Origin of the sequence: Photobacterium sp. BZF1, assembly GCF_014349205.1 — a bacterium.
Taxonomy (GTDB): domain Bacteria; phylum Pseudomonadota; class Gammaproteobacteria; order Enterobacterales; family Vibrionaceae; genus Photobacterium.
In genome coordinates this window covers 14,578-27,642 of the sequence record NZ_JACSOF010000087.1, presented here as the reverse complement: position 1 = coordinate 27,642, position 13,065 = coordinate 14,578, and the positions used below count along the sequence as shown (strand labels likewise).

The window sequence follows — 13,065 nt, the reverse complement described above, 5'->3', positions numbered from 1 at the left end:
TATTAAAAACCTTAGTTGTAATGATGTTTAATGTGACTATTTATTTGTTTCGTGAACTTAAACTACCCATATTCATTTAAAACGAATAGTAGAGTTGATAAATATTTCAGGAACTGTACAGAAACAGGGTTTAAACGGGTAAAGGTTGAACTTGAAAGTATCTAAGGATTAGATTGCGAAACAAAACATCAACTTACACTTCAAAGTGTAAATTTCATGATGAAATTTTCACATTGTCAAAAAAGTGGAATTTTATTTATTCTATCACTTGACTCTGGAATGGTTCAAGAGATTAGACTACCCGTATTGCAGTTTGGCTTATTACTTATTTGAAGGACATTAAATTCTACCAATATATTTCATTGTGAGTTCTACTTAATTGATGAAACCGTGTCATCCAGTCACTGTTAATGGTGTTTTTAATTATTCATTTGTTAGCCAGTTGATAAGCCAAGTGTAATTTTCCATCACTTGTTCTAAGTAGGTTAATGTAAAAACTGATTTTCCCCATGTGTCGTTCCTGCGCGCATGGGGCTTTTTTATCTTAGCCATGTCATTTTTGGCTGTTCACACCGCGCTTTATGTTTGATTACTCGCTTTTACCTTAATTTACTTTTCCGCAACACTGCTTGAATATCCCTTGAGTCATAATGGACTTTAATAAAGACGATGCCTCTGTGCTGATAGTATGGCTAAGGCATTCACAAAAACATGCTCAACAAGTAAAGGATTACCCCGATGAAAAGCAATCAACCGCTATCTACCCAAACTATTCTGTTCCACTGGCTGACCGGGCTCAGTTTTATCGCTACTTTTGCGATAGGCTTCTACCTCGTCGACCTGCCCCGTAGCCCTGAAAAATTTGAATTACTTGGTCTACACAAGTCTTTCGGGGTGGCGGTATTGGTTGTTGCCTTATTAAGGGTAATCTGGCGATTGAAAGAGGGTCCTATCCAAAGTGCAGCAGTAGGCCCTGCATGGCAGAAAAAAGCAGCAACCCTAGTTCACTATACCTTGCTTATTAGCACCCTTTTGATGCCTATATCCGGCATTATTATGAGTGTCGGTGGCGGCCACCCCGTTGCCTTCTTCTCATTCGAACTGATTGCTGGCGGGGAAAAGACCGAGTGGCTCAATATCCTCGGCAAGAACCTGCATTTCTATGCTTCAAGAGTTGTTATGATCACCTTGGCCCTGCATGTGGCAGGCGCGCTCAAGCACCACTTTATCGACAAAGATACTACGCTGACCCGTATGATTCGTATCAAAAAGGAAAAAGGTAGCCAACACTCAGCAACACAACACTGAGGTTCTTACCTTCCTTGAAGAAAAAGAGGCTGATTCCCACCAGCCTCTTTAATATCCGTAATAGAAATCAACTGACCACTATAGCTTTCGGCCCAGCCGTTTCTCAATCTGACGTTTCTCCCACTCAGCACCAAAGAAGTTGAATACCTCTAAGGCGCTCAAGCCATGTGACACTATCCCTATCCCCCAGCCCATTGCAGACACCAAACCTTTTTATCTCCCTGACCTGTTCGATAACTTTCATTTCATCCTGGGTGATTTCAGCGATTCCAACCCTGCCTTATGGCCCCTTTCGATACGCTGGATAGTCCGAACACTCAAACCTGACATTGACATGACAGCCTTTTATTTACAAGCGCTTAGATATCACCTACCACTGACACTGCCTGCTGAAAATTAGTTGTAAAATTAATTTCGATTGTTTGTCCAAGTTTCACTCGAAAAAAAGAATATAGAATATTTATCTTTTCAATCAGTACCTACCGAACAACAACCCCACCCCTAAAGGGGTAGTCACTTTTTTTCCACTACGCAAGCAATATTTGGGCGGCTTATAGTTCTGTTGAGTCTTTGGTGGCAATGATGCCATTTTCAACCAAGCATTCAGGAGCTAATTATGACTTTTGAAAGGTTATTTACCGATGAAGAACTTGGCTATCTGGAAAAGTCCGGTGCCGAGCGCCTACGGCATGACCTCACCTTATCAGATAATCAAACGGCAAAAGCGACGTTTGATTATATTCTTAGCCTCCGTAAGGAAGAATATGTTCTTTATCAAGGGTGGATGACATCATGTGTACTCTATATTGGTAACGAATATGGCCATCCGGCAGCACGTGATTTAATGGCTTTCGAACAACTTTATGCCAATTACGGAAGCTGGCGTGGCTTAGATACACCGAAAATTTATACCATGATGAATGATCCGAATACCACATTCTCCAAACTTGTCGATGCCGGCGATGCAGATGGAGCATTTGAGTTCTACCTTGAGGTTGAACGAGGTGCCCGTGATCTCCACGATTTCTACCGTGACCAATGTACCCAAATGGTATCCAATATTTATCAAACGTACGGTATAGATGTTCTCGACAAAACACTACGATTTGCCTACGACAAAGACTGGTTACCCTGGTATGAAGCTGTCAGTGCGCTGCCAACCAAAGAGCGGATCGCCAAAGTCATCGACTTTTATTCCGTGGCTAATTTTGGCAACCTCAAAGTCACAGAGTTGGAAGACCGCATTCATTTTACACAAGATCCCTGTGGTAGTTGTGGCCGCCAGCAACGGGCTGGTATGTCTGAGGCTCCTTGGAATTTTGCCACTATCAAAGAACCCCATGAGTTGAGCTACAACCAAGGGGGAAATACTGTTTTCAGAACCCATGTAGCAATGATGCACCATATCCTTCCAATTGAAACCAAGGGAGGTCCTTGGCCACACAAACAATGTCCTCGTTCTATGTTTGGGGTTTGTGAGGTTGATGTATATAAAGACAACCCATGGCAAAGCGTAGACCCTAGCCAAGTACGCTGGTCAGACTAATTACTACAACACCATTGGCAGTTTATGTGCTGCCAATGACCTTCCCCCATAACGAACTTATTGGAGGTGTGATGAAAACACTTCTCCTCCTTATGTTGACGGCAGTTTCCATGGCAATCACATTGCATACTGCTGCCTCAGATAAGCAACAATGGAAATTACTATGGCAATCGGGCCCGCACAATGACCCAGAGTCCATTGTCTATGATCCAAATGAAGACGTCTTTTATGTCTCTAACCAGTTTTTCAAAGGTGAATCAGGCCAAGCAACCATCAGTAAGCTCAACAAACAAGGTCAAGTTATCGAAGATAGTTGGTTAAGTGGCCTGAATGAACCTAAAGGGCTAGCGATAAAAGGAAGTACTCTTTTTGTTACTGATATAGACAAAGTCCACATCATTGATATTCCCTCCCGCACAATCATTTCAACGGCAACGGGTAAAGGTATTAAGTTCCTCAATGATGTTGCGCTAGACAATACAGGAACACTTTATGTGGCTGAAATGATGAATAGTGCAGTATATCGACTCGATATGGATAATATCAGGTTGGTTGAAGTTATCCGCTCAGAAGAGCTGATTAATCCAAATGGCCTATTGTTCCATGATAACAAATTATATATTGCTGGCTGGGGGAAAATTCACGATGAAAACCCTGCTAATGCCGATAAAGGCGCCTTGGTCGAATTGAACCTTACGACAATGGAGCCCAAAACGATAAGCCATCCTATCGGTCAATTAGATGGCTTGCAGCTCGCCCCAGATATGAAGGGTTTTCTAGCAACAGACTATCTTGGAGGTAATGTCTATTATATCAACCCAGAGACAGGCAACGCTCATGTCACGGTTGAGACCCCACCATTGGCTGGTGACATTCTTTATATCCCTCAGCAGAAGATGTTATTTGTTCCTCAAGATAACACTATCTATGCATATCAATGGCAGGAACAATAAGTCAATAATCTCATTTCCCAATAAGAAAAGGGCCATTGGGTAATACCCAATGGCCCTTCGTTAACTAAGATTTTTGAGTTCGAGAAGTGCGCCGGTTAAACCGTTGTCTTCACTGGCTCTGCATCTCCATCAGTTTGCTCTGAAGATACTTTACCGTGGAATTTCTTCTCCCAGAAATCAGCATTCTTGATACCAAGCTTAACAGGGTCGAATGTAAATTCTGTCACACCAGCTTTCTGCTGTTCTTCGTAATCTTTCAGCGCTTTGAGTGCTGGCTTCGATAGGAAGAAGATGATCAAGATACCCACAATGTTCAGCCATGCCATCAGGCCAACACCCACATCACCCATCGCCCAAGCAAGGTTGGCCGTCTTCACTGTTCCGTAGAACACAGCAACCGTTAGGATGACTTTCAACACAAACATCATACCCGGGACTTTCACAGTACGGCGGATGTAAGCAATGTTGGTTTCTGCAATGTAGTAGTAAGCAAGGATGGTAGTAAAGGCAAAGAAGAACAGTGCAAAGGCAATGAACGGTTTACCGATACCTGGCATTGCGCTTTCAATCGCCATCTGGGTAAAGACTGGGCCGTTAGCGCCAATGTCTGCCGCTAGGTTCTGTACCAAGAACGCACCTTCTGCACCACCGTGTACGTTGTAAGCACCAGTGATAAGAATCATGAACGCAGTCGCTGAACAAACTAGCAGTGTATCGATGTAGATTGAGAAAGACTGTACCAGACCCTGTTGCGCCGGGTGCTGCACATCAGCAGCCGCTGCAGCGTGAGGACCTGTACCCTGACCCGCTTCGTTAGAGTAAACACCACGTTTCACACCCCAACCGATTGCAGCACCGACACCCGCCATTGGCGTAAAGGCATCACCGACAATCATCATGAAGATGCTTGGCACCATGTTGATGTTAAGTAGGATGATAATGAAAGCAATAACGATGTAGGCTAGCGCCATGAAAGGAACAACAACCTGAGTGAAGCTCGCAATACGCTTAACACCACCGAAGATGATGAAGGCTAGGATAATTGAAACGAAAGTACCGGTTACAATTTTCGCTAGGCTGATTGTACCAATAGTGGTTTCAATCATCTGGCCAGGGCCAAATGCTGCTTCAACCGCATTACCGATACTGTTTGACTGGACACCAGGAAGAAGCACACCACAGGCAAAGATGGTCGCAATCGCGAAGATCCACGCGTACCACTTCTGGCCCATCGCTTTCTCGATGTAATAAGCCGGACCACCACGGAACTGGCCGTCTTCATCTTCTTCTTTGTAAATCTGAGCTAGAGCCGACTCGCTGTATGCCGTTGCCGCACCAAGGAAAGCTACAACCCACATCCAGAATACCGCACCAGGACCACCGAAGCCGATTGCCGCAGCAACACCTGCAATGTTACCTGTACCAACACGCCCAGAAAGGGAAACGGCTAATGCCTGGAAAGAGGAAATACCCTGAGCGGAACTTTTACCGGATAACAGTAGGCGCCACATTTCACGGAAGTGACGAAGCTGAACAAAGCGAGTGGTAATGGAGTAAAACAGACCTGCGCCCAGGCACAGATAAATCAGCACCGGGCTCCAAATTATTCCATTAAGAAAATCTACTAACGACTGCATTAAAAAACTCCCTGTATGATTGGTTAATGCTTCGTCAGTATAATAATCACATTGTAACCCTATTGTTAAATATTTTATTTCATCATGCAATTTAGCGTGATCTACAGCTCATAAATTGGAGGGTATCGCTATAGTGCAGAGAAAGCTCCTACCAGTTAGCGTGATCTGGGTCGATTTATCTAATTCCATTGCTACGGAAATGTTATTTTGCTGTTTAAAAACCAAGCAAACAAACCCAAAAATTCCCGTTTGCTCACAATTTTACGCTGCCGCTTAAGCTCATTTCGACTTACGCCAACTCGGTTTTGAAAAGGCATTGAACATAAGATATGAACTTGATTGAATTCGAAAACCAAAGAAAAAACCAGCACTTATCATGCTGGTCAATTGTATTAAAGGCTATCCACTACCCAGTGGCAACTATGTACCAAATCACGTTGCTAAGCCCAAGCAGGATCAGATGTAAAGCTAACATTAATCCAATGCTTGCTCTTGAGCGTGTCAGCAACCTTAGCAATATCACTGCGAATCGTGTCCATGTCTTTAACAGTAAGCGCATCATTAGGTGGCATTATAAAGTTGAGTTCAATGTTCAGCTCCCTGCCTATAGAGACCATCCTCAACTTGTAGGTGGCATTGAGTCTTTGTGCATACTCGGCGGCAACAATCTCTATCGGAATTCGGAGTTCGTTGTTGGTTTTCACCAACATCATTTCCTTACCTGCTGCCAGCATGCTTTTCAGTGGCAAAAAGATAAACAAGTTTGAGGCGACCAGTACCATCACGGGGTCGGCATAATCGACAAACACGCCCCATTGGGTATTTTTCAGCAAGAGTGCCGCAGTAAATCCTGCCAGCACACCAAGACTGAGCAGCAAGTCGCCTACCCATTGGTTCTTCTCAGCCTCTAAAATAGCAGAGCCTATTTGCCTATTTCGCTCCCTCAACAAGAAGGCAATAATTGCACAGCCAACTGTGCTGATACCGGCATATAAAATAGCGGGGCCGGGATCAACTGGTGCCCCCCCCGAAATTATGTCCGATACTGCGCCTGCCGATGAGTAGGCACACATTCCTATCAAGGTAAGCGATTTGAACACTATCAGCATGGGCTCGAAATGGGCTTTGCCGAACGGAAACTTAGAATTAACCGATTCCGATGATTGTGCAACTAGCTTTAAAACAATAAGAGACAGGCCGCTGAGGCCGACGCTGATCAGGGAATAAGTACCATCAAAGGTGATCATGCTGGAGTCAGCCAATATACCCCATACAATACCCAACACAGAAAAGAAAAAGGTCACTGCAATGGATATGATGATTAATCTTTGTTCTTGCATATGAATCTATGCCTTAAACCTATTAGGTATTAATAGTTATAATCAACCAATATCGGCAATTTGACTTCGTGTAGTGCCAACCAAGAACGAATTTTAGATTTCGCTTTTGGGATAATTTGATAACTAGAAAACAGCTGACCACATGAACCATTACCACTGTTGTCAGTTTCTTTAGCAGTCAGTAGTCCTTTACCAATCAATGCTTTTAAAACAGACTCTTCAATGGTGTAGATACCCAACGTATTTTTATAACATGGTAGTTCTTCAAAATTTAAATCAGATAACCAGACACCTATGTTCTTATCAACCACATAGGCGGCTTTGCCTTGGTGGTATTCCAATGCATATAGAGAAATGATTGCAGAAAGCTCTTCTTCAGTTAAAGATGAGATACAAGCCTTGTAATAATCTTTTGACATTTTAAATAATAGCCACAGTAAACCGCTTAATGGATTTATTGTGGCTACCCTTATTTCAAACAATATAAATCAATATGAAGTTAGCAACTAAAGCCGATACTTAGTCGAACGTGTAATACAAAGTGGCACCTGCTCCACCTAGGTAGTTCAGCGTTTGTGCCGCTTCCCCATGAATAAGTTCGATATCAGCACCAGCCTGCACCCCTTTGATCAGTAACGGGTCAAACTCATCACTCTCAATCGGGTACGGAATATAAAGCGTTTTTACTTGGCCCAAAGACAGCGCTTCGATAACGGCTTCTTTACCAACCGCTGCCCTTCCGCAAGTTTCACGGCGAATGATAAGTTGCTTCATTTTATACACGTCATCCAACGACTCGTGTTCGTCAGCGATCATCTTCACCGTTTCAAGGATCTGGCTATGAGTTGCTTCGAACGGGATAGGCTCAATAGAAACAACCTTATCCGATACAGTGTGGTGTAATGCATGGCTAACACTGTTAGCAATCTTCAAGTTACCGCCAAATACAATGCGATCGAATTCACTGGTTTCCATGAAGTAAGCATTGATCTCTTCAGCAGCCTCACGGATCACACGACGCTCGGCATCAAGCGCTCGTCTTTCAGAAGCCTGAGTACGTGCTTTACGACCACCAGGCCTTAGGAACACACCGGCATCAATACCTGACTCCAATACTCCCTCTTCCAACTCTGCCGGCAAATCAACAGAGAGAATCCGATGCTCAGTCTCAGAGAAAAGGATAACGAGATACTTTCCGTAACGATGAAGAAGAGAGAGTAGCTGCTTTACCTGTGGGATACCGTAGTATGCCTTGGTCTGCACAGGTAATGGCAACTGCACCACAAAGTCTTCTTCAAAGTCGGTGAAAATTGCAATAGAACGCCCTTTGAGTTCCAAAGACTCGACTTTATCGATAATACGGTTTTCGACAGCTTTCCAGGTTAACTCAGGGTCGATTTCAGTGAGAATATCATCACCGTATTTCTCAGCTAGTTCGCTAAGCTGATTTCTAACCTCGATAAGCCAAGCTGGACGTTCTTTGTGGTTAGCTGGATTCTTCATATCAATATTGATATACAGAGATAGCATGTCTGAATCTTCAGCTTTTCTGGTACTAATGTAGTTATTCAGAACATCAAAAATATCTTGGATATTGTTCTTCATTGTAAGTCTCTCTAAATCGCAATGTAATTAAAGCAAGCTGATTCGGGGGGTACAAATTGCCGCTTACTTTATGGCGAGGTAGTTACCTCTCAAATTTCGATGAGCATGATAAAGTCTCGAATGACACGAGAGTCAACAAACAAAAAAACCGACAAGTGTTACATAATATTTCAAAGGGAAAGTAAAGTTATCAAAACGGCAAGATAAACAATCAAAATCACTTCCAGCAAACAGTGATATTCAATTTTGAATATCTCAATTTCCTTCACTTTGAAATTATTCCACTTAGCATTATCGACATCAGCCCGATAGACAACGACTCAATATATCGATTAAAAGTGATTTTTTTGCAGACGCATAAATTTCGCTTCTATTTTATTTGTCTTTTTTTTATTTTAATTTCTTTGATAATTATCTATTTTCAATAAATTTGAGGTCCCATGGCTTATGTTATTGTTTTAGGCACCGTATTCACACTTACGTTGTTAGCTAGAAATCACATTATGACAAACAGGAAAATTAAAGATTTTGTTGTTGATATCGAACAAAATCACTTATTCGGCAAGTTCTGTCCGGACACGACAACTTATAATGCTTTTAAAACCAAACACGAGCATGTGTATACTGTTATCGGCTATCAGCAAATTGAAGAAAGTGCATATATTGCAGAGGTTTGCCTAGCTACCCAATCACTGAAAAGGTTATCAACAATTACCAACGAAACCGCCTTAAATATCATTGGTAATAGTAGCATCCATCAGCTATGTCAATTTTGGAAAAGTGATTTTTTTGATCACGTTGTTCGATTAAACATGATCCAAATTGAAAATAGCTCACCGAAACATTTTGCTATTGGCAATTAATACCTTAACGGCACGCTGAAACCATTACTAAAACTTGATGGCCTCAAATGAATACTGATATAGATACGCCTCTTTATTCAAGACACCACATTGATGTTCAGTCTATACGCTTCCTAGACTTAGATGACCAACAACAAATTGAGTACCTTGTCACGGGAGACATTGAACACGTCATCAACGTTTTACAGCACTGCCCTCATGGTCAGGTACAGCATTTAATCGAGCAATTAGAGTTAATTGGTCATAGCAAACGTGCCAGACATATCGCAGTTCAGTTAGGGATTATTCTGTCCGAGGCTGAAACCAACCGTGATTACCTTACGACCTCTGTAAGCGAGCACGTACTGCAGCGAATAGGATGGATTGTCACCCTTGCCCTGCTAGGGATCGTCTCTGGATTAATTATTGCCCAGTATGAAGACACGCTAAGCCAACTTGTATTGCTCGCTGTTTATATGCCTGTGATTGCTGCAGCAGGCGGCAACACCGGTTCTCAAGCCGCAACGCTTGTCATCCGGGCGCTGGCAACCGGTGAGGTACAGCAAAAGCAATGGTTACGGGTCGCCTTGAAGGAATTTAGGGTCGGTCTCGTGTTGGCTATTGCGGTAGCTTCAGTAGTTGTCGTACGTATTTTGATTTTCAGTGATGTTACCAGTCTTGGCGACTTCTATATCTCTGATATCGCGCTGGCTATAGCAATGGCCTTATTTATCCAAATAGTCTTGTCGACAACACTTGGTGGCGTACTTCCAATTATTGCAAGGGTCTTCAAGCTCGACCCAGCGGTACTGGTAAGCCCTATGCTCGCTTCGATTGTCGATATTTCGGGGATGTGGATCTATTTCTCGGTGGTCAATGCCATCTTGGGTATTAGTTAATTCCACAACCTTAAAGTCTTTATTATCTTGGTGTTACTTTGCCGGAGCTTCTCAGGCATTGCAGCACTGCTACACCCACACTTATCAATAAGTAAAACACATGAAGAAAAATACTTGCTCTCAACGTAACCACTCGAATGGGAGACCATTACATGATTACTAAATGGTTTTCTGTCAAGAGTTCTGATTCTCTGGAGATCCTTGAAAGTAGCAAAGAAACTGGCCTTTCAAGCTCTGAAGCTCAATCACGCTTAGAGCGTTATGGCCCGAATGAAATATCTGATAAGCAGGCAACACCTGGTTGGAAGATATATTTAGAGCAATATAAAAACCCTCTGGTGTTTATTCTTGCTATTGGTGCCATTGTTTCATGGGTTACCGGGCATTTTATTGATGCTATCGCCATCGCCGTGATTATCCTCATCAATACCGGTATTTCTTTCTGGCAGGAATTCAAAGCCCAAAAAGGCATGGAAGCCCTCAAAGATATGGCCGCACCAAAGGCTGAGGTTTTCCGCGATAGCCAATGGATCAGTGTGGCAGCAAAAGAGCTAGTACCTGGTGATATCATCAAGATCAATACCGGTGATATTTTACCAGCCGATGTCAGATTGCTTGAGGCAAACCGCCTATCTATCGATGAGGCAGCCCTCACCGGTGAATCGGAGCCTGTCAATAAAACGATAGAAGCTATCGATGACCCGTCTGTTGGTATTGGCGACCAGAAAAACATGGGCTTTATGACCACCATTGTCACCACAGGTACTGGTCTTGGCCTGGTTACTGCCACAGGTATGGATACTGAGGTCGGTCATATCGCTGATATGATGAACCAAACCGAAGAAACCAAATCACCGATGCAGGCCCGTATGGATACGCTTGCGATGATGCTGCTGTTCGTTGGCCTCGGTGTAGTTGCCCTAGTTTGTGGCATCGGTTTGTACCACGGTATGCCATGGCTGGATATCCTGACAACCGGTATTTCCTTGTCTGTTGCTGCTATTCCTGAAGGTCTGCCTACGGTTGTGACTATCGTATTGACGATGGGTTCTACCAAAATGGTGAAAAACAACGCCCTTGCCAAGCAGCTATCGGCGATTGAAACACTGGGTTCGACAACGGTTATCTGCTCGGATAAAACCGGTACCCTAACCCAGAACCAGATGCAGGTCATGAAGGCTTACGATGTATCAGGCCGCTACTGGAACGTGTCTGGTAAAGGCTTTGATCCAAAAGGCGAGTTTATCCCTGATGGCCATAAGCTGAATGTGGCTGACAGCCCAGCGATGATCAAAGGCCTAATGGTTGCAACGCTGTGTAACGATGCCGAGTACATCAATGTCGAAGGTAACTGGACAGTCCGTGGTAACCCTACAGAGGGTGCACTGATTGTGGCAGCAGCCAAAGCCGGCCTGAAACAATCTGAGCTGCTTGAATCTTCCGGTTATAAGATCGTCAAGAAGTTCCCATTTGACTCTGCCCGCAAAATGGCATCAGTGATCGTTCGTGACCCAGAAGGTAACCACTTCTTGGCACTTAAGGGCGCACCGGATGTTGTCCTGAACAAGTCAGCCAACTTTATGACTGACACGGGTTATATCCCGCTAGCTCCGACTACATCAGAAGGAAACCTAGGGTATGACCTAAGTGCTTCTATGGAAATCAAAGCTGATTTCCAGCAGGCCATTGCCCAGTTTGGTAGCGAAGCCCTTCGTACTCTTGCTGTTGGCTTCCGTGAACTGACAAAAGCTGAACTGGAACTCGACTACCCAGAGCTTGAGAAAGACATCAATATCCTTGGTATCTATGGCATTATGGATCCACCGCGTCCAGAAGTCCGTGATGCAGTAGAACAGTGTTACCAGGCCGGTGTTCGTACCGTGATGATCACTGGCGACCATGCGGCAACTGCAGCAGCTATTGCCCGTGATATCGGCATCATCCGTAGCGAAAACGACAGGGTTGTAACAGGCGCAGAGCTTGACCAGCTCGATGACGAAGAGCTGCAACAGATCTGTCCTCAGGTTGCTGTTTTCGCCCGTGTGACTCCTGAGCACAAGCTACGTATCGTAAAAGCACAACAAGAAAACAACGAGGTTGCCTCGATGACAGGTGATGGTGTGAATGACGCACCAGCCCTTCGCCGTGCTGATATTGGTGTCGCCATGGGTATTACCGGTACGTCTGTTGCCAAAGATTCGGGTGACCTAATCCTACTGGATGATAACTTCAGCACCATCGTTAAAGCCGTCCGCCAGGGACGTCAGATTTTCGATAACCTACGTAAGTTTATCCGCCAGGCACTGACCGCCAACGTTGGTGAAGTATCGGTTATCCTGTTTGCGTTCTTGTTGATGGGGCCTGATGCTATTTTGCCACTGACACCGCTGATGATCCTTTGGGTCAACCTGGTTTCAGATGGCCTACCGGCCCTTGCCCTAGGTGTTGAACCGGAAGAGAAAGACCTGATGGAAAGGAAGCCGCGCAAGCGTAACCAGGGTTTCTTCTCCGAAGGACTTGGTCACCGCATCGTAACTCGCGGCCTTGCACTTGGCGCACTTAGTTACGCAGGCTTTGCGATGGCACTAAATGCGGGATACAGCGCCTACTATGCACAAACAGTTGCTTTCCTGACGTTGATTTTCTCGCAGTTGTGGCACCTGTTCGATAGCCGTACTTTCACCACGGTGTTCCGCAAGAACCCGTTTACCAATAAGTACCTGCTGTTGGCTATCGCCGTATCCGGTGGCTTATCGCTAGCATTGGTTTATAGCCCATTTGGCGAACTGGTATTCCATACCCGTCCATTGGAATTTGGCCACTTGATGATGATTGTTGCCGCTTCGGGGGGGATGACTTTCGTCCTGTCAGCCATCAAAGAGCTAACCAAAACCAAGCTGCTGTAAAGAAGATTGGTTAAAGAAGGTAAGCTAAA

At 44.2% G+C, this 13,065-nt stretch carries 10 protein-coding genes and 1 pseudogene; 6 read left to right on the top strand and 5 right to left on the bottom strand.

The features are described from left to right. Window positions 1–738: 738 nt before the first annotated feature. Window positions 739–1,308 carry a cytochrome b gene (locus BIZ37_RS18710; RefSeq protein ID WP_187462772.1) on the top strand — a complete coding sequence of 190 codons (570 nt, stop codon included), beginning with the start codon at window positions 739–741 and terminating at the stop codon, window positions 1,306–1,308. A 78-nt stretch (window positions 1,309–1,386) separates the two neighbouring features. On the opposite strand, the pseudogene BIZ37_RS30680 reads toward BIZ37_RS18710, so the two are convergent. Continuing rightward, window positions 1,387–1,644 (bottom strand): annotated as a pseudogene (locus BIZ37_RS30680) (2TM domain-containing protein). Window positions 1,645–1,924: 280 nt separating this feature from the next. Here BIZ37_RS30680 and BIZ37_RS18700 point away from each other — a divergent pair. Beyond that, window positions 1,925–2,854 carry a hypothetical protein gene (locus BIZ37_RS18700; protein ID WP_187462771.1) on the top strand — a complete coding sequence of 310 codons (930 nt, stop codon included), beginning with the start codon at window positions 1,925–1,927 and terminating at the stop codon, window positions 2,852–2,854. 71 nt (window positions 2,855–2,925) lie between these two features. Further along, on the top strand, window positions 2,926–3,807 hold the full coding sequence (locus BIZ37_RS18695) for an SMP-30/gluconolactonase/LRE family protein (RefSeq protein ID WP_187462770.1): 882 nt from the start codon (window positions 2,926–2,928) through the stop codon (window positions 3,805–3,807). Between the two features lie 95 nt (window positions 3,808–3,902). Here BIZ37_RS18695 and BIZ37_RS18690 read toward each other — a convergent pair whose 3' ends face one another. From BIZ37_RS18690 to BIZ37_RS18675, 4 genes are all read right to left on the bottom strand, one after another. Beyond that, entirely contained in the window at window positions 3,903–5,444 is a 1,542-nt protein-coding gene (locus tag BIZ37_RS18690) for a sodium:alanine symporter family protein (RefSeq protein WP_107297738.1), read from the bottom strand. A gap of 440 nt (window positions 5,445–5,884) precedes the next feature. Beyond that, entirely contained in the window at window positions 5,885–6,784 is a 900-nt protein-coding gene (locus tag BIZ37_RS18685; protein WP_187462769.1) for a cation diffusion facilitator family transporter, read from the bottom strand. 29 nt (window positions 6,785–6,813) lie between these two features. Continuing rightward, window positions 6,814–7,203 (bottom strand): hypothetical protein, encoded by a 390-nt coding sequence (locus BIZ37_RS18680; protein WP_187462768.1) that lies wholly within the window; start codon window positions 7,201–7,203, stop codon window positions 6,814–6,816. A gap of 100 nt (window positions 7,204–7,303) precedes the next feature. Next, window positions 7,304–8,389: a hypothetical protein gene (locus BIZ37_RS18675; protein ID WP_187462767.1), complete on the bottom strand. Its 1,086-nt coding sequence runs from the start codon at window positions 8,387–8,389 to the stop codon at window positions 7,304–7,306. 440 nt (window positions 8,390–8,829) lie between these two features. Between BIZ37_RS18675 and BIZ37_RS18670 the strand changes: the two genes are divergently transcribed. The 3 genes from BIZ37_RS18670 (at window position 8,830) to BIZ37_RS18660 (ending at window position 13,036) form a co-directional block, all read left to right on the top strand. Next, on the top strand, window positions 8,830–9,252 hold the full coding sequence (locus tag BIZ37_RS18670) for a hypothetical protein (protein WP_187462766.1): 423 nt from the start codon (window positions 8,830–8,832) through the stop codon (window positions 9,250–9,252). Window positions 9,253–9,299: 47 nt separating this feature from the next. Further along, complete coding sequence (locus tag BIZ37_RS18665) at window positions 9,300–10,130, top strand: magnesium transporter (protein WP_187462765.1); 831 nt, start codon at window positions 9,300–9,302, stop codon at window positions 10,128–10,130. Between the two features lie 152 nt (window positions 10,131–10,282). Continuing rightward, entirely contained in the window at window positions 10,283–13,036 is a 2,754-nt protein-coding gene (locus BIZ37_RS18660; protein ID WP_187462764.1) for a cation-transporting P-type ATPase, read from the top strand. Window positions 13,037–13,065: the final 29 nt, after the last annotated feature.

What these genes read in the sequence shown, in the direction of transcription:
- BIZ37_RS18685 (WP_187462769.1), bottom strand. Translation starts at nt 6,784, where the DNA reads ATGCAAGAACAAAGATTAATCATCATATCCATTGCAGTGACCTTTTTC.
- BIZ37_RS18660 (WP_187462764.1), top strand. Translation starts at nt 10,283, where the DNA reads ATGATTACTAAATGGTTTTCTGTCAAGAGTTCTGATTCTCTGGAGATC.
- BIZ37_RS18695 (WP_187462770.1), top strand. Translation starts at nt 2,926, where the DNA reads ATGAAAACACTTCTCCTCCTTATGTTGACGGCAGTTTCCATGGCAATC.
- BIZ37_RS18700 (WP_187462771.1), top strand. Translation starts at nt 1,925, where the DNA reads ATGACTTTTGAAAGGTTATTTACCGATGAAGAACTTGGCTATCTGGAA.
- BIZ37_RS18665 (WP_187462765.1), top strand. Translation starts at nt 9,300, where the DNA reads ATGAATACTGATATAGATACGCCTCTTTATTCAAGACACCACATTGAT.
- BIZ37_RS18690 (WP_107297738.1), bottom strand. Translation starts at nt 5,444, where the DNA reads ATGCAGTCGTTAGTAGATTTTCTTAATGGAATAATTTGGAGCCCGGTG.
- BIZ37_RS18680 (WP_187462768.1), bottom strand. Translation starts at nt 7,203, where the DNA reads ATGTCAAAAGATTATTACAAGGCTTGTATCTCATCTTTAACTGAAGAA.
- BIZ37_RS18710 (WP_187462772.1), top strand. Translation starts at nt 739, where the DNA reads ATGAAAAGCAATCAACCGCTATCTACCCAAACTATTCTGTTCCACTGG.
- BIZ37_RS18675 (WP_187462767.1), bottom strand. Translation starts at nt 8,389, where the DNA reads ATGAAGAACAATATCCAAGATATTTTTGATGTTCTGAATAACTACATT.
- BIZ37_RS18670 (WP_187462766.1), top strand. Translation starts at nt 8,830, where the DNA reads ATGGCTTATGTTATTGTTTTAGGCACCGTATTCACACTTACGTTGTTA.